Source organism: Microcoleus sp. A006_D1 (genome assembly GCF_036702805.1).
Classification (GTDB): Bacteria; Cyanobacteriota; Cyanobacteriia; order Cyanobacteriales; family Microcoleaceae; genus Microcoleus.
Map to the genome: position 1 here is coordinate 61,206 of NZ_JAUBVZ010000022.1, position 16,581 is coordinate 77,786.

Annotated in this window: 14 protein-coding genes and 1 tRNA gene; 1 reads left to right on the forward strand and 14 read right to left on the reverse strand. The window is 46.1% G+C overall.

Annotated elements, in window-relative coordinates:
- Positions 1–65: 65 nt before the first annotated feature.
- The 14 genes from urtA to QUB68_RS27020 form a co-directional block, all read right to left on the reverse strand.
- Positions 66–1,385 carry an urea ABC transporter substrate-binding protein gene (urtA, locus tag QUB68_RS26955; RefSeq protein WP_332998004.1) on the reverse strand — a complete coding sequence of 440 codons (1,320 nt, stop codon included), beginning with the start codon at positions 1,383–1,385 and terminating at the stop codon, positions 66–68.
- A gap of 645 nt (positions 1,386–2,030) precedes the next feature.
- Positions 2,031–2,103 (reverse strand) — tRNA-Ala (locus tag QUB68_RS26960).
- Between the two features lie 130 nt (positions 2,104–2,233).
- Complete coding sequence (locus QUB68_RS26965; RefSeq protein ID WP_332998005.1) at positions 2,234–2,953, reverse strand: HAD family hydrolase; 720 nt, start codon at positions 2,951–2,953, stop codon at positions 2,234–2,236.
- Positions 2,954–3,139: 186 nt separating this feature from the next.
- Positions 3,140–4,039 (reverse strand): class I SAM-dependent methyltransferase, encoded by a 900-nt coding sequence (locus QUB68_RS26970; protein WP_332998006.1) that lies wholly within the window; start codon positions 4,037–4,039, stop codon positions 3,140–3,142.
- Between the two features lie 274 nt (positions 4,040–4,313).
- Positions 4,314–6,893: an ATP-binding protein gene (locus QUB68_RS26975; RefSeq protein WP_332998007.1), complete on the reverse strand. Its 2,580-nt coding sequence runs from the start codon at positions 6,891–6,893 to the stop codon at positions 4,314–4,316.
- Between the two features lie 246 nt (positions 6,894–7,139).
- Positions 7,140–7,865 (reverse strand): TVP38/TMEM64 family protein, encoded by a 726-nt coding sequence (locus QUB68_RS26980; protein ID WP_332998008.1) that lies wholly within the window; start codon positions 7,863–7,865, stop codon positions 7,140–7,142.
- Positions 7,866–7,972: 107 nt separating this feature from the next.
- Entirely contained in the window at positions 7,973–8,959 is a 987-nt protein-coding gene (arsS, locus tag QUB68_RS26985) for an arsenosugar biosynthesis radical SAM (seleno)protein ArsS (RefSeq protein WP_332998009.1), read from the reverse strand.
- Positions 8,960–9,119: 160 nt separating this feature from the next.
- Positions 9,120–9,521, reverse strand: a complete 402-nt coding sequence (gene arsC, locus QUB68_RS26990) for an arsenate reductase, glutathione/glutaredoxin type (protein ID WP_332998010.1) — start codon at positions 9,519–9,521, stop codon at positions 9,120–9,122.
- Between the two features lie 198 nt (positions 9,522–9,719).
- Positions 9,720–10,379, reverse strand: coding sequence for an arsenical resistance protein ArsH (gene arsH, locus QUB68_RS26995; protein WP_332998011.1), 660 nt, complete (start codon positions 10,377–10,379; stop codon positions 9,720–9,722).
- A 7-nt stretch (positions 10,380–10,386) separates the two neighbouring features.
- On the reverse strand, positions 10,387–11,094 hold the full coding sequence (locus QUB68_RS27000; RefSeq protein WP_332998012.1) for an MIP/aquaporin family protein: 708 nt from the start codon (positions 11,092–11,094) through the stop codon (positions 10,387–10,389).
- Positions 11,095–11,314: 220 nt separating this feature from the next.
- A complete protein-coding gene (locus QUB68_RS27005; protein ID WP_332998013.1) occupies positions 11,315–11,671 on the reverse strand; it encodes an ArsR/SmtB family transcription factor in 357 nt (118 codons plus the stop codon).
- A 310-nt stretch (positions 11,672–11,981) separates the two neighbouring features.
- Positions 11,982–12,236: a hypothetical protein gene (locus QUB68_RS27010; RefSeq protein WP_332998014.1), complete on the reverse strand. Its 255-nt coding sequence runs from the start codon at positions 12,234–12,236 to the stop codon at positions 11,982–11,984.
- Positions 12,237–12,320: 84 nt separating this feature from the next.
- Entirely contained in the window at positions 12,321–12,920 is a 600-nt protein-coding gene (locus QUB68_RS27015) for a hypothetical protein (protein ID WP_332998015.1), read from the reverse strand.
- Between the two features lie 112 nt (positions 12,921–13,032).
- Positions 13,033–13,707, reverse strand: a complete 675-nt coding sequence (locus QUB68_RS27020; RefSeq protein ID WP_332998016.1) for a HEAT repeat domain-containing protein — start codon at positions 13,705–13,707, stop codon at positions 13,033–13,035.
- Positions 13,708–13,976: 269 nt separating this feature from the next.
- Between QUB68_RS27020 and QUB68_RS27025 the strand changes: the two genes are divergently transcribed.
- A complete protein-coding gene (locus QUB68_RS27025) occupies positions 13,977–16,436 on the forward strand; it encodes a CBS domain-containing protein (RefSeq protein ID WP_332998017.1) in 2,460 nt (819 codons plus the stop codon).
- Positions 16,437–16,581 lie beyond the last annotated feature (145 nt).

Consider the following 16,581-nt stretch of genomic DNA (forward strand, 5'->3'; position numbering starts at 1 on the left):
CGTTCTATCCGTTACCTCCGTTACATCCCGTACATTGCTACTTGGCGAACTTTCCTCTGCTCTAGTTAAGGGGTTTTAAATTTTCCACCTTTTGCGGGGTCTGACCAATCGCAAGAAAAGCCTTTTGTTTCAGCGACAAACTGATTCCAAGGCACCGGCTTCACTGCTGCTGGCGTAGCAAAAGCGATTTCAAACAAACCGTCTTCTCTCACTTTGCCCAACCGCACAAATTTAGAAAGGTGATGGTTAGCTTCTAGCGTTACTTTGCCCTCTGGCGCGTCAAAAGTTTGACCCAAAGCTGCTGCCCGCACTTTTTCCAAATCGTCTGGTGTTCCTGCTTTTTCGACGGCTTGCTTCCACAGGTAAACCATGATGTAAGCTGCTTCCATCGGGTCGTTCGTCACTCTGTCTTTGCCGTATTTTGCCTTGAAAGCTGCCACAAATTTTGTATTCGCGGGAGATTCCACAGTCATGAAGTAATTCCAGGCGGCGTAATGGCCTTTGAGATATTCTACGCCGATCGCCTTTACTTCTTCTTCGGCTATACTGACCGACATTGACGGATATTTGTCCGGCCCCAAACCTGCACCCTGCAATTGTTTGAAAAATGCGACGTTGCTGTCGCCGTTGAGCGAATTGAAAATGACGCCGCCGTCGGGCAAAGCTGCCTTAATTTTAGTGATAATTGGCGTGACTTCTGTACCGCCCAAAGGAATGTAATCTTCCCCAACCAATTCGCCACCTTTGGCTGCTAGCTGTGCTTTGATAATGGTATTTGCGGTGCGGGGAAAAACGTAGTCCGATCCGACTAAGAAGAATTTTTTGCCTTTATTTTCTAGCAGCCAGTCAACTGCTGGCTCGATTTGCTGGTTCGGCGCCGCCCCGGTATAAAAGATGTTTTTTGAACACTCTTGACCCTCGTATTGTACGGGATACCAGAGCATATGATTTTTTTCTTCAAATACTGGCAATACTGCTTTGCGGCTGGCGGATGTCCAGCAGCCAAACACGGTGACAACTTTGTCTTGATCGATCAATTTTTTAGCTTTTTCGGCAAAAGTCGGCCAGTCTGAGTTGCCGTCTTCTACTATTGCTTGGATTTGTTTTCCGAGGACGCCGCCAGCTTTATTGATTTCTTCTATCGCTAATTGTTCGGCATCGACAACGCTTTTTTCGCTGATTGACATTGTGCCGCTCAAGGAATGCAAAATTCCTACTTTGATCGTGTTTCCGCTGCTTGCTGCTGGTGTAGTTCCTGGTGTTGTTGGAGAAGCGGTTGGAGTTGCTGTTGGAGTCTGAGTTCTACAAGCTTTTAGAAATAAACTTGATGTGAGGGTAGCAGAACTGTATAAAAGAAATTTCCGCCGATCAAATCGCTTTGTCATTTTTTCTTGTTACTCTTGAATAGATGAGTCAGATTCTTGAGCATAATAACACATAGCGACTTGATATTAAGACTAGCTCAAGAAGAGTGTTGTACGTTTAGATACAAAAAATATTATTGTTGACAAAATGAATGTTGTGTGGGGATTGATGGCAACTGCGGCAGAAACCGCGCTTACACATCAAATATCCGTGATTTTAGCAATTAGTCGGAAATTTGAAAGCCACTTTTTTATACAGACAGGTTGTTGATGCTGGAAGTTAGGCAGCTACCGGGTTGAGAGACTAAAATATGTCTATTCCGCCATCAGTGTGAAATTAGAAAACCGCTTTTTTTATACAAACAGGCTATTGATGCTAGGAGTTAGCGTGTAACTTGGTCGATCGCACATTCACAGGCAAATTTCAGACCAGGTGACGATCGCCCTTTCTACAAATATAGCAACCGCCACATCGGGCGCGGACATAAATAACCTGATGAATAGAGCCGATACCCGTCAAGCATAAATGCTTTGATGCCCCTACTCTGCAACTGCTTTCGGAGTCAACTGTCCACTGTCCACTGTCCACTGCCAACTGCCAACTGCCAACTGCCAACTGTCCACTGTCCACTGCCAACTGTCAACTGTCAACTGTCCACTGAGTTATGGAGAATAGCGGACTCGAACCGCTGGCCTCTGCGGTGCGATCGCAGCGCTCTACCAACTGAGCTAATTCCCCTCATTGACTTTCAATGCAAGCATTTTAGATGCCCGATTGCCGAATCTTAAAAGCTTACAGCTCGCATTTGCTCTTAATTTTTCAAACCGTCATTCACATTAGCACGTAACGGCTAAAAACGTCAAGTTTTTTATGTAGCCGGCTCAGTGGGGGCGATCGAGCAAAGTTGGGCCACTCTGTCCAACTCTAAATCAGCAAAATAGTCCACCGTCCAATTAGCTTGGCGCTGGATCATGTGAAACGGGTAAGTGTGAGTCACTCCCGCTACTTGCATCCCCGCTTTTTTCGCCGCTGCAATCCCCGCAAAAGTGTCTTCTAGGGCCAAACACTCGATCGCTTGCAAGTTAAAAGCAGGATATTTCTGGTTGAGAAGTTCCACCGCCAACAGATAGCCGTCGGGTTCGGGTTTGCTCGCCGCCAAGTCGTCGCCTGCGACAATTAACTCAAAATTTGCAGCCAAACCCGATCGCTCTAACACCAATTCTATATCCGATCGCATTGCCCCGCTAACTACCGCCATTTTCAGTCCCGAAACCCGAATTTTGTCAATAAATTCTGCCAAATCCGGATAAATTGGCAATGTTTGCAAACTGTTTATTGTTTCCTGATAAGCTTTGGCCTTGCCAAGCAGCAAGCGATCGAGGTATGTTTCTGTCAGATATCGTCCCCGGCGCTTCAGCAGATCGGTAATGTAAGTGCGATCGCTCCTCCCCAAACAAACTTCTCGAAACTCGCCGCGTTTTAGCTGGAGATTTTCATCCAGCATCAGTCTATCAATTATTTTCTCGTGAATTGACTCGTCATTAATCATGACGCCATTAAAATCAAATAAAACTGCTTTTAGAGTCATTAGTTATGAGTTATTAGTTATTTGTTATTTGTTATTTGTTATTTGTTATTTGTTATTTGTTATTTGTTACTGGCTTGGGGCTGCTAATAACTAATAGCCAATAAACAGTTAACAGTTAACAGTTAACAGTTAACAGTTAACAGTTAACTGTTAACAGTCAACAGTTAACAGTTAACAGTCAACAAATCAAGCAGGAGCTGGAATCCCCGGTAAATCGCCATCAAAATCAGGAGCAATATCGCCCAAATTCCACACATTCCCCTGACGCACAGGTTCTAAATCTTCCCCAGGAAGAGGTTTCACGCCCTGCGTCACCTGATGCACCCACCAGTGTTCTTGAGTTTGCACCGCCCCGAATCCAGCAGCCCCCGCCCAAGCATCCATACTACCAGTGGCGTAAGACTTAATATAAGGTTCTTCAAAGATATCAGTCAGCCACTCTGTCTGCCGCAAAGTTTTTTGATTTCCGTCCAAAATTGCCACTTGTCCCCCAACCTTCAGCAGTCGGAAGCTTTCTCGCAAAATTGCCCGCGATACAGCAGGGGGCGTCTCGTGAAACAGCAAAGAAGCTGCGACTAAATCAAAGCTGGCGTCAGGAAAACCAACGCTTTCGGCATTTCCGTGCAACCACTCAATTTTTAAGCCGGCTTTTTGGGCTTTCATTTCGGCGACTACCAGCATATAAGGCGACAAATCCAGCCCGATAACTTCCGCTTCGGGAAAAGCCTGCTTGAGCATCAGCGTGGTCGAACCGGTACCGCATCCCAAATCGATGATTCGGCGCGGTTTCACCCGCACAGCGTCAATTAAGCATTGCCTGACTACTGTTTCGTGGGGAGGCAAAACGTATTGGGTGATTGGATCGTAGGAAACGGCGGCACTGGGGTTGAGGTAGCCGCCTTTGATGCCGTGAAAGTTTTGGCTGCTGTAATATTCGGGATAAACTAGGTTGGGTTGTCGGTGGCGATCGCCCGCTGTTTCCCAGTCGATACCTTCGTAGAGTCGTTTCAGTGCTGCTTCGTCGATCGCCAGTCGAATCAGGGGCGACAAAAAGCGCTCGAAAATTGTATCCTTGCCAACAGCCATAAAACTCCTTTCACAAAAACTCTTTTAATTTTAGCCAACGACAGCCACTCAGTCAGTCGATTTTAGATTTTAGACTGGCGATTGGCGATTGATTGGCGATTTGCGATTGATTTTAGATTGGCGATTGATTGGCGATTTGCGATTGATTGGCGTTTACCAGAAAGAATTGGTTTAAAGCCTCCACCCTTGTAGGGAGAAATTAAAATCCGACTATTCATTACTCCAATCCTCGGACTTCTTTTGTTAAGTGCTGTCAACTGTCAACTGTCCCAGGTCAACTGAATGAACTCCCGTACATTGCTCGTTGCCGAACTTCCCTCTTCCTGCTTGCTTCTTGAGGCTCGTTAATAATCGGAATTTTCACCAAAAACTCCGTACCGCCGCCCGGAGGTTGAGAAATTTTGATGCTGCCGCCGTGTCCGTCCACTACAATTTTGTAGCTAATTGCCAATCCCAAACCAGTGCCTTGCCCCACGGGTTTGGTAGTAAAAAATGGGTTAAAAATTTGGTCTTTAACGCTGTCGGGAATGCCAGGCCCGTTATCGGCGATCGCGATTTTCAGAAATTTTCCGCCATTTTCGCGAACGATGCCCGTGGAAATAGTAATAATTTTATCCAGGCGATCGAGCTCGTTCAAGGCATCGATCGCATTGCTCAGCAAGTTCATAAACACCTGATTTAGCTGAGACGGATAACACTCGACTGAAGGCACTTTTCCGTATCTTTTAACTATATAAATTCTATTTTTGATGCGGTTGGAGAGCAGCAGCAAGGTATTTTCCATACCTTCGTGAATGTCCGCCTGCTTTTTGTCAGATTCATCGAGGCGAGAAAAGTTGCGCAACGAAAGAACTATGGTGCGAATGCGTTCCGTGCCTATTTTCATAGAATTCAATATATGCGGCAAATCTTCCTCGATAAATTCCAGCTCGATTTCTTCGGCAAAATCTGCGATTTCCGGGGGAACCTCGGGGAATGTTTGTTTGTATAAACTCACCAACTCTAATAAATCTTTAGTATATTTAGTAGTGTGAGGCAAATTAGCCGAAATGAAGTTAACCGGGTTGTTTATTTCGTGCGCTATCCCGGCAACCATTTGACCGAGAGATGACATTTTTTCGCTCTGCACTAAATGAGTTTGAGTTTTTTTAAGTTCATTTAAGGCACCATTGAGCAGTTTTACTTGGTCTTGGGTTTGACTGTAAAGGTGAGCTTGAGTAATGGCGATCGCCAGTTGGTCTGCTACAGCTTTTAACAGTTTGATTTCCTCCCCGCTCCAAAACCACTGAGTAGCATGGCTGCAAATTAAATAACCCTGCGGCGGGTTTTGAGTCTGGACAGGCACGGCTAAATAGCTATTAGCTTTAAGTTCCAGCGGTTGGCTTGCACCCTGGGCCCAAGTGTCGCTCGAAAGAATAATTGGCTCGGATTGACCGCTCCGTACTGACAAATTTCCGACAAAGTAAGGCTCAAACTTTATGGTTTGTGTCGGACAATCAGATTGGCAACATTCCCACAGGATTTGTAATATTTTGTTTTGCGGTTCGTACCAACCAAAAGCCGCTCGTTCTAGATGCAGCAAATTTACTATTTCTTCGACTGTACTTTGCACTATTTCGTCTAAATCTAGAGAAGCCCGAATGCGTCCGGCAATCCGGTTGAGCATGGCTTCTCGCTCCGCTTGGGCGCGATTGTTTTCCGAAGAGTAAATTAGCCAAATTGCTGCGAGCATTGCCGGGACGAGCAGTCCGGCGACGACGGATGTCAGCAAATTTAATGCTTGCAGTTGGGATTCAATATTTTCGCGGGGAATTACTAAAGCCATCGACCAGTTAACTTCATCCAGGGGAGCATAGGCTACATACACCCATTTGCGATCGATTTTTACCAGTTCGATGTTCGTCTGGCGATCGATCATCTGCCGCGCAATTGTGGAGAGTGCGGGGTCTTGTGACTGTAAAAAGCTTGGGGCCTGCCGATCGATATTTCCGATTAAGTTATTGTTGGGATGAACAATTGGCACTCCTTCTGAATTGAGCGCAAAAGCATAACTGTCTGAACCGTACTGCAAGCTATTAGCCACAGATGCTATTCTGTCTAATTTAATGCTGCCCGATAGGACTCCAATTACTTGATTGGGAGCGGGAGGCAAGGCCCAAATAGGAGCTGAAATGACGATCGACGGAATTTTTGTACTGCGGCCGATCAGCGGGTCGGAAACGTTGAGCTGCCCGGCCATTGCTTTTTGAAAGTGTTGGCGGTCTTTGCTGTTCGCGCGGTTGCCTAGAGTGTTGATTAGCGATCCGTCGGGTTGAATTAATGACAGGACGAAATACTCTTTTAACCTGTATATTTCTCCTTGCAACCGGGGCTCGACTAATTTCCAATTGAGAGTGCGAACCGTAGGATCGTAAGCAATGGTTTCTATTTCTGCTTTGCGGCTGCTGAGCCAGCGGTCGATTTCGTCAGTACCTTTTTCTAGTTTTAATAGTGCTATTTCTTTTAAATTGTCGAGGATTAGTCCGCGCACAAAAAAATAGCTGATGCAAGCAGTTGTGCTAATGCTTAAAGCCGTGCCGACCAGAATTAGCAGGGTCAGCAAATGGCGGCGCTGCCGTCTGTGCTGCCACAGACTGTTCGCTTGCTGCCACCGCGATTGAGCAGAATTGCTGATGTTTTGCCAAAGGCGGCGCAGCTTTTTTGTTTGGTGGGGCGGCTGCGCTGACACAGCTCGGGCTTGATTTGCTGGCTTTTGCATCATCAAATGTTCTCGTCGAGAGTCGAATTGATCGAACGGCATTTGTCCTTCGTCATCCGGCAGAATTAATATCAGGCAAGTAGTAAGGGCTTGCATTCCTGACTGCCAACATTTTTTATTCCGATCGCGCGATCGCATTCTATTTTGGCATCACTTTTATATTTCGACCTTGGGTTTACCTACTTCAGGTTAGTGCTTTACGATATCTTTAATATCTATCTCGTTTGTATAACAAAATTCTTGTAAATAACACAGAGAAAATACGGATTTTTTTAAATTAGCAATGTATTATAATGTATGGGCAAAACCGTATTGACATTTTTACCAGTTTGCGCTGGGGCTTCAAGGAGAAATTTTTGCGTCTAAAGCTTTTTTGGCCAAGCGGGTTGCATAAACGGTGAGGGCGATGGTGGCGAGCAAACCAATGCCGTACAGAACCCACTCAGCAGTAGTGCGCGATCGCCCTTGTGCTCCAATTGCAGCCAAACTCCCCGCCAGGGAACCGATATAAACATACATCACAGTTCCGGGAATCATCCCAATCCAAGATGCGAAAAAATAGTCTCTGAGAGACACCTGCGTGACTCCAAAAGCATAGTTAAGCAAATTAAACGGAAAAATGGGCGAAAGCCGCGTCAGCAGCACAATTTTCCATCCTTCAGAGGCAACTGCGGAGTCGATCGCCTGAAATTTGGGATTACCTTCTATCTGTTTGGAAACCCAATCGCGAGTTAAATACCTACCTATTAAAAAAGCGCAAGTTGCGCCCAAAACCGAGCCGATGGAAACGCAAACCGCACCACCAACGACTCCGAACAAAACCCCAGAACCGAGAGTCAGCAAGGAACCTGGGATAAATAAAACCGTTGCGACAATGTAAATCAGAATAAAAGCTGCCGGGCCCCAAGGGCCGAGATTGGCGATCGCCGATAGCGCATTTGTCAGAATTCCTTGAAAATTGAAAAACTTAGCCGCCACAATCAAAACCGCAGCTAAAGCAATCCCTAAAAACAGCTTCCACCTGTTGGATGGCGGCGGATTTTCAGCAGGCGATTCCGAATCATTCATTACCTAAAATCCTCAGTCTAAATTGCTTGCAGGGTAGGGACACGGCAGTGCCGTGTCCTGTATTTCACAGAATTGAAAACTGCTATAAGCGCAAATTTTCCCTTAAATCAAATCAAAGTACCGCCGCAGCTAGAACCGCTACCCGCCGTACAGCCGTAGCAATAAGCAGCAGTTTGCACCTCTGGAATCACATCTAAACTACCAGATTCCAGCAATTTAGCAACAGTTATCCTTTCCCCGCTGCCAGTTTTCGCGGGCAGATTTTCCATTTGGTTAAAATCGCAGTCGTAGACATTGCCCAAATAGTCGATCGACAATTCATTGCGACACATTAAATGATCCAGAGTACCGGGATTAAAATTATCCTCCAAAAACCCCAGATAAGGCTTGTGCAGTTTCTTGTGTTCCAAATGAAACTTAGTCCGTCCCACCGGCAAATTAGTAATCGCGAACAACTGATTGAAACAAATCCCAAAATGTTCGGCTAAATAAACCTGATAATCTTGCTGTAACTTGCCCTGTTCCGGTGTTAACGAAAACTTTTCTGTGGACGGCACTTGCGGATTGTATACCAAATCCAGAATTAAATTGGGGTTTTTCCCGTATCCCAACTGATTTAGCTTTTGCAGCGCCCGAATCGAACTGTCAAAAACACCGCTACCGCGCATTTTGTCAACATTATCAGCTTGGTAGCAGGGCAGCGACGCCACAATTCTAAGTTGGTGATGCGCGCAATATTCGGGAATATCTTCAAAGCCTTTTTCAAAGTAAATCGTCAAATTAGAACGAACAATTACTTCTTTACCTATCGCCCTCGCAGCTTCCGCCAGCGGTTTAAAACCGTAAAGCATTTCGGGAGCGCCGCCCGTGAGGTCAACAGTTTGAATTTGAGGAAAACGGCGAATGATTTCAACTAATTGTTCGCAAATTTCCGGGGAAAGTTCTTCTGTTCGTGTTGGGCTAGCTTCTACGTGACAGTGAGTGCAAGCGAGATTGCAGCGTTTCCCCAGATTAATTTGTAAAACTGTAATCTGCTTTTTAGTTAAAGCTGAGTTGAGTTTGTTTCTGAAAGGCGTGATGGCGGTCTGAATCATGTGCTAAATTTTTTAGTCTTGGCTCGCAACGAATGTAGAGGCGTTCCGGGGGAACGCCTCTCATAATTTAGCACTAATTTTTTGGATGCGACAGCGACAGGTTAAAATTTGTCAGTTGAGAATCGATCGCCACTCCAAGCCAAGGATGATAATTTCGAGATTAATCTGGTTTGAGAGAGTCAACTAATTTTTCAACTCGTGCTTTAATTTCATCTCGAACGCGGTGAAAAGTTTCGATTGGTTGTCCGTCGGGGTCATCGAGTTGCCAATCTTCAAATACTTCTCGCACAACCCACGCTTCGGGTAAATTCACGCCGCAGCCGCACAGAGAAATTACTGCATCGTAATCTTCGGCATTGAATTCGCTTAATGCGTTAGATTTTTGGTCGGTGATATCAATCCCGATTTCTGACATGACTTGAATTGCTGTCGGATGAACTCTGCTTGATTCTAAGCCGGAACTGGTGACGGCAATTTTGTCTTTGCCGATGGTTTTAGCGAATCCTTCTGCCATTTGCGATCGGCAGGAGTTTCTTTTGCAAACGAACATTACTTTTTTCATGGTTTTTTGTTGTTGTGAGTTATTGGTTGTTGGTTATTGGTTATTGGTTGTTGTCGGGTTTCCGGCGGTTAGAAACCGCGGCTACACAAACGAAGTCTGCCTCAGCAGACTGAAGAGAAATCCCAGATTCTTCAACCCGCGGAGGCGGGTTTTGTCTGTGTCGCCGCGATTTCAATCGCCGGGTGATTCTCCGCGATTTCAATCGCCGGGTAATTCCAGGGCGCGATTTGCTAGGGCGATCGCCTCCTTAGCCGCTTGTTCCTTGCGTTCGCTGTAGCGATCGGTCAAATAGTCCGTTTGCTCCCGCAACAGCAAGGTAAACTTGTACAATTCCTCCATTACATCGATCGCGCGATCGCGAAAAGGCGAATCCTTCATCGTCCCATCATCATTAAACTCCTGATAAGCCTTAGCAACCGAAGACTGATTCGGAATCGTAAACATCCGCATCCAGCGGCCCAAAATCCTCAAAGTATTAACAGCATTAAAAGACTGCGAACCGCCGCTAACTTGCATCACCGCCAAAGTACGGCCTTGAGTCGGCCTCACAGCCCCAATACTCAAAGGAATCCAGTCAATTTGGTTTTTCAGAATGCCCGTAATATTGCCGTGCATTTCTGGACTAGACCAGACTTGACCCTCCGACCACAAACTCAATTTCCGCAATTCTTGAACCTTCGGATGCGTATCGGGAACGCTGCCATAAATCGGCAATTCCAGAGGATGGAAAAACCGAACTTCAGCACCGAAGCCCTCAATAATTCGAGCCGATTCTTCTGCCAATAAACGGCTGTAAGAACGCTCCCTTAAAGAGCCGTATAAAAACAAAATTCTCGGTTTGTGCGTGAAATTTGCCATGATGCTTTCAATTAAAATCCCGAAATCCGTTAGACATTTGTCGGTAAACAGCGACTGCTAACTGTGCGCCCCAAATCGGAGCAACCCAGTACACCCAGTGGTGTTCCCAAATGCCGCCAATTAAAGCCGGGCCGAGCGATCGCGCCGGATTCATGCTCGCTCCCGTAATCGGCCCCATAAATGCAGCTTCTAAGCCTACAGTTAACCCAATTGCTATCCCCGCAAAACCGATATGAGCGCGCCTGTCAAGTCCCGAACCCAGAATCACAAACATCAGGATAAAAGTCAGAACTGTTTCTAAAATTAGAGACTGCAACCAGTGCCCGTTAAGAGGGATAGTTGCACCAATATTTGCCACTTTTCCTAAAGTAATTAGCAGCAGTGCGGAAGCTGCGATCGCCCCCGCACACTGCGCCAAAATGTAAGGCAAAACTTTGTATTTTGGGAAAAACCCGCTCGCCCAAAATGCTAATGTTACCGCTGGGTTAAAGTGCGCGCCGCTGATGTGCCCGATCGCATAAATCATCGCGGCTACAACTGCACCAAATACAAAACTAACGCCCAAATGAGTTACAGAACCACCGCTAATTTTGTTCACCATCACAGCGCCAGTGCCTGCAAAAACTAGAATAAACGTGCCGAGGCATTCGGCGATCGCTTCTCGCCTGCAATCTCGATTTTCGCTAAAAGCTAACTTCTTTGCTGTTGCACCCATCGCTTTAACAGTTGACAGTTGACAGTTGACTTCGGAGTGCGAAGTTTTTAGGCTGGGGCTTAAATCCCCTGCCTAAAAACAATCCACCTAAAGGTGGGGGCTTAAATCCCCTGTGATGCAGGTCAACTTATTGGTTTCAATCCATCATATCAATAAAATTTGATATGTCAAGTATATAAAAGGGGCTCTATGAGTCTACTTATCAAAAAATATTGATGGGTTAACCCGCGTCAGAACAAGGGCGCGCCGGCAGCATCTGACTGAAACGGCGGTACTCGGCGAGGTACTGTTCCAGGGCTAGAAACTGAGCTAAATTGAGGCTGTAGTAGATCCAGCGGCCTTCTTGGCGACTGCGGACTAAAGCGGCTTCTTTTAGGGTTTTGAGGTGGAAAGAGAGTTTAGACTGAGGGACTCCCAGCCGATCGCACAGATCGCAAACGCACAACTCCTGTTCCCGCAGCAACTCCAAAATCTGAATCCGCAGGGGGTCAGAAAGAGCGTGAAAGCCAGCGGAGACCAGTTTTTCGGAAATCTGCCGCGCGATCGCATCTGGCGCAGCCGTAGAATTTTTAAGCATCAATTATAGAAGAAGGAAGAAGGAAGAAGGAAGAAAAGCAACGGTTTCAGCAATTAAGAACGTCTTTACCGTCGGGCGCGGTTGCTATATTAGACTTGAATTGCAAAAGTCCTTTTAATCAAATTTTCGGACGCTGCTCAAAGCCCATCCCACAAGAAAAAAAAGTTTGTGGGATGGGCTTTGAGCAGCGTCCTAAGTATTTTTGCAATTCAAGTCTATTTTGAAAAAATCCATACAAACATCATCATTTCTCAAGCTTCATCCCAGAAGATTGGTGCATTTAGCATCGACAGATCCTTCCGAGTCGATATTACTTCGGAGTCTGTACCCGCGCCGGCACATCAGTAAGTCCGGCTTTTTGCAGCAGCGAAATCACCCCTATAGATAAAATTCCCCCAATAATTGCCCCAACAACTACCAGGATGAGAAAGGCTTTTTGCAGAGTTTTTTTAGTAGCTGGGTGGTACTGTCTCGGCATTTCTTCGCCTTGCTCGTCAAGTTCTTGCTCCAAGGGGTCTAGCGGATTGGAGGGATTTGAGTTAAAAGGATTGGGCGCTTGATTCATGGCTGGCTTTGGTTAAAGGATATTAACAACTATTGTAACTTGCGATTTGCACGCAGCAGCTTAGATCGTATATTCTGGTTTCACTCAAGAGTCGATAAAATTTATTAAGATACCGAGGATTTTAGCAACATTATTGATAAAATATTCGTCTGTGTCAATTTCGATCGCAATTCCTTCTAGCTTAAAGAATTTCCAGATACTCCCAGTTGTCACAACTCCATAAATTGTCTGAATATCATTTTCGTGACGCTCGTTAAATATTTGTGCTGCGATGGTTTCGGCCATGCACTCTCCTAAGCCGAATTGAATATTATCATTTTTGGCTTCAACCAAGGCGATCGCTGGGGATTCAATGACTAGCTGTTCGGGCGATCGGCTGATTAAAAAATCGCAATAACCGCTCAAACCCCTAGCAGCATCTACATTGAACTCTCTACCAGAGAATAAACTCATCCGTTCCGGTAGCCGTTTTTTGATTTCAACTAATATCGGCGCGACAATTAGCTCGGAGCGAGCTTTCTCTGAATTGATTTCTAGTGCTAAAGGCAGATTAAATTGCAAAGTTTCTTGCAAAAAATTGCTGGGTTCTATTTCAGGGATATCGGCAAACAAGCCAACTGTTCTAGTAAAAGTTATGCCAAAATTTGTCTTAATTTGTTCGACGCTAAATTGACTGTAGGGCATTTAACTCCCTCTCCCAAAACAATAACTTTTTTCAAACATCGCAGCCGGGGCGGGTTGATCTGATTCTACTGCTTAAATTACAGATTTTCGGTGAACCCGCCTCTACAAATTTTTACGCTTCTGCTGTTGACAGGCGATCGAGAGAAATTGTTGCCGCTTGAGAAACTTGGGCATTTCTGTCTTTTTCTAAATATTTTAAAGCCGAAACGCTCTTGACACTCGGCAAATGACCCAAAGCTTCAGCCAGTCTCTGGCGAGTCAGCCAATCTTCTGACTGAGCAAAGTTGAGGATGCGATCGATCGCACCAATGTCCTTAATTTCCCCCAAAGCCGAAATCGCCGCCTGCTGGATCACCACTTGCTCGCATTCGAGAGCTTTCAGCAACACGTCGCGAGCCCGGGGATCTTTGAGATTTCCCAGAGAAACAGCCGCACTGAAGCGCACCAACCATTGAGTATCTTCGTAAAAAGCCCGCACCAAAGCCTCCAAAGCTCTGATATCTTCCAGATAGCCTAAAGCACCCGCAGCATCAGCGCGAATGCCGTAATCCGGGTCAGTTTCTAGCAATTTGACTAGAATAGGATAGCACTCTGCTGTCGGTTTGACCCCGAGAGCAAACACAGCCATCGATCGCACTTGCAAACTTTCGTCATTCAACACCTTTTTAATCAAAGGTACAGCCTCTGCTGCCGGCACGTTCCGCAAGTTTGCCAAAGCCACCATGCGATCGGCTGAATTTTCGCTTTCTAACTTGGCGGCAATTTGCTCTAAGCTTAAAATTGTCATTATGGTAAATCTTGTAGTAAAACTTTACATTCGGGTTATTTTGATTATAGGGGAGTCTCACGAAAAAAAGCAGGCAGTAAAAACCGCCCCAGGATTTCAGATCGGTGAGATTGCGTATTAGTGACACCATTAATCTAAAGCTCAGATTGCGTAGAAATAATAAATTAGAAAGTCTATTATTTAAAATTCAAGCACAGGCGAGGTGTTTGGGCCGTTCCCTAAGGCTTTGCCCGATCGCGCTTCCGCCCTCCGACAACCTGCAATCAACTATGCCCTTTTATCACCCGCCTTTTTACTCCTCAGCCTTAGAACAAGCGATCGACCGCTACCCCCTAACTGCGGGGCCAGAAACATCCTTAGCAGTGGCGATCGCCCTGATGAGTCAGTTGCAAAACAGTTGTCCCCTAGTCAAAACACCTGCACCCGCAGACCGGGGGGCGACGGGCGAAACAACCGCGCCGGACAAGGTGCGGGCGCGCTGCGTGCTCGTCGTGCAAAACCAGCAGACTATTACCACAGGCAACTTATCCGACAACCCCAGCCGCGGGCTGTTAATCGGCATACTGACTCCCGCCGACTTAGTGAGGCTGATCGCTTCTGGCAAAATAGACAGCCAGCAAAAAGGAGCCTCGCACAAAATACCAATTTCCGAAGTCATGTCCCCGGTGTCGGTTTCCCTCACAGAATCCGACGAGCAAGACGTGTTTACCGCTTTATCGTTATTTCGCCAGCACAAGATTCGCTATTTGCCGATCGTCAATCAATTGAGCCACTTGGTAGGAGTGCTGACGCGGGAAAGAATTCGCCAAGTATTGCAGCCTTCCAACATTCTCAAATTGCGGCGGGTAGCAGAATTGATGACTACGCCAATTACAGCGCCCCACACCGCCTCGCTCCTCAGCATAACCAAACTGATGTCAGAGCATCAAGTCAGTTGCGTAGTCATTACAAAAAATAAAGAATTAACAATGGAGAAGCCGAAAGATGACTATACCTCCATTTTTCAATATTCCTTTCACCAACCTCTGGGAATTATTACCGAATACGACATCGTGCAGGCACTGTTTCTCGAACTAAATTTCGAGCAAACCCCAGCTCAAAAAGTCATGAGAACTCCCCTGCAATTTCTACAACCTTCCGATTCACTGTGGACGGCGCACAAACAAATGCAGCAGCAACAAGTGCAGCGGTTGGTCGTGTGCGGGGCGCGCGGCGAACTGTTGGGAATTATCACTCAAACCAGCTTGCTCAGAGTCCTCGATCCCACAGAAATGTACCGAGTTGTCAAACAGTTGCAGCAGTCAGTTTATCAACTGCAATCGGAAAAATTGGAACTGCTGCAAAGCCGCAATGCCAAATTGGAAGAGCAGGTGCGCGAACGGACTGCCAAACTTCACGAACAGGTGCAGCGCGATCGGCTGTTAACTCAAATTTCCTTGCGGATTCACCAATCCTTAAACCTCGCAGAAATTCTCCACGCCAGCGTCGATGAAGTCCGGCAAGTTTTGCACGCCGACAGAGTAGCGATCGTGCGTTTGGAGTCGAGCAATTTCGGCATTTTTTTAGCAGAATCCGTTGCGCCCAACTGGTCTTCTATCTTGGGAGAAATGATGCCAGATCGTATGTGGCAAGAAGCTGCATTTGCGATGGAACAGGAGATTTATGCCGTCCCAGATATCGACCAAGCTAGTTTGAGTCCCGAAAAATATGCGCGCTTGCAGCAAGCACAAATCAAAGCTTATTTGATTGTACCAATTTTGCAAGACGGCAATTTGTGGGGGATGATGTGCGTCCATCAGTGTTCCAAAACCCGGCAGTGGCAGCCTTCGGAATTGGATTTGCTGCTGCAACTGGCAACTCAAATCGCGATCGCCATTCAGCAAGCCCAACTCTATCAGCAAGTACAAAATCTCAACACCGACCTCGAACGCCAAGTCCAAGAACGCACCGCCGAATTGCAGCTAAAAGTGCAGGAACTCCAGCATTTAAATGTCCTCAAAGATGAATTTCTCAGCACAGTTTCTCACGAACTGCGGACGCCGTTAGCTAATATGAAAATGGCTATTCATATGCTGAGAATTTCTCCCACACCAGACCGACGCCAGATTTATTTAGAAATTTTAGAAACAGAATGTACTAGAGAAACCGATTTGATTAATGCTTTACTCGATTTGCAGCGGCTCGAAGCAGCAACTTGTCCGATCGACCTCGAACCAGTAAACTTAGAAGTCTGGCTGCCTACTATTATCGACCCATTTTACACCCGCGCCCAGAACCGCCACCAGCATTTGCGAGTAAAGTGCGATCGCCACCTCCCCACTATCTCTTCTAACCGCGCTAGTTTGGGACGAATTTTAGCAGAACTCCTCAACAATGCCTGCAAATATACTGCCAATGACGGCGAAATCTCTCTCAGGGTAGAGTGCAAAAATGGAGAAATGGAAGATGGAAGACAAGGGAAAAATCCGCGACAAGCAAGTGTTCAGGCTTCCTCCATCCAATTTACACTCAGCAATCAATCGTCCATTTCGACAGAGGAATTGCCTCGAATTTTTGAGAAATTTTATCGCGTTCCCAACGCCGATCCCTGGAAACAAGGAGGTACAGGTTTGGGTTTAGCTTTGGTTCAAAAACTTGTGGAACAGTTGCAAGGAAAAATTGAGGTTGAAAGCAGCAATGGCTGGACTAATTTTACCGTCACATTTCCCACCCAGCCGGATGAAAATTAGTCCGCCGCCAGTTTATTTGAGATTTTCCATTTTCGATTTGAGATTTACTCCACAGATAAATCTGGGAGATTGAACCTTAATCTAAATTTTGGGGTGAGGTCATCTTTTTTACTCTCATACCACGCCTGGTCAATTACCCGCAATG

Coding starts and splice junctions, on each gene's coding strand:
- QUB68_RS26965 (WP_332998005.1), bottom strand. CDS start 2,953: ATGACTCTAAAAGCAGTTTTATTTGATTTTAATGGCGTCATGATTAAT.
- urtA (WP_332998004.1), bottom strand. CDS start 1,385: ATGACAAAGCGATTTGATCGGCGGAAATTTCTTTTATACAGTTCTGCT.
- QUB68_RS26975 (WP_332998007.1), bottom strand. CDS start 6,893: ATGCAAGCCCTTACTACTTGCCTGATATTAATTCTGCCGGATGACGAA.
- QUB68_RS27000 (WP_332998012.1), bottom strand. CDS start 11,094: ATGGGTGCAACAGCAAAGAAGTTAGCTTTTAGCGAAAATCGAGATTGC.
- QUB68_RS27005 (WP_332998013.1), bottom strand. CDS start 11,671: ATGCTTAAAAATTCTACGGCTGCGCCAGATGCGATCGCGCGGCAGATT.
- QUB68_RS27010 (WP_332998014.1), bottom strand. CDS start 12,236: ATGAATCAAGCGCCCAATCCTTTTAACTCAAATCCCTCCAATCCGCTA.
- QUB68_RS26970 (WP_332998006.1), bottom strand. CDS start 4,039: ATGGCTGTTGGCAAGGATACAATTTTCGAGCGCTTTTTGTCGCCCCTG.
- arsH (WP_332998011.1), bottom strand. CDS start 10,379: ATGGCAAATTTCACGCACAAACCGAGAATTTTGTTTTTATACGGCTCT.
- QUB68_RS27025 (WP_332998017.1), top strand. CDS start 13,977: ATGCCCTTTTATCACCCGCCTTTTTACTCCTCAGCCTTAGAACAAGCG.
- QUB68_RS27015 (WP_332998015.1), bottom strand. CDS start 12,920: ATGCCCTACAGTCAATTTAGCGTCGAACAAATTAAGACAAATTTTGGC.
- arsC (WP_332998010.1), bottom strand. CDS start 9,521: ATGAAAAAAGTAATGTTCGTTTGCAAAAGAAACTCCTGCCGATCGCAA.
- QUB68_RS26980 (WP_332998008.1), bottom strand. CDS start 7,865: ATGAATGATTCGGAATCGCCTGCTGAAAATCCGCCGCCATCCAACAGG.
- arsS (WP_332998009.1), bottom strand. CDS start 8,959: ATGATTCAGACCGCCATCACGCCTTTCAGAAACAAACTCAACTCAGCT.
- QUB68_RS27020 (WP_332998016.1), bottom strand. CDS start 13,707: ATGACAATTTTAAGCTTAGAGCAAATTGCCGCCAAGTTAGAAAGCGAA.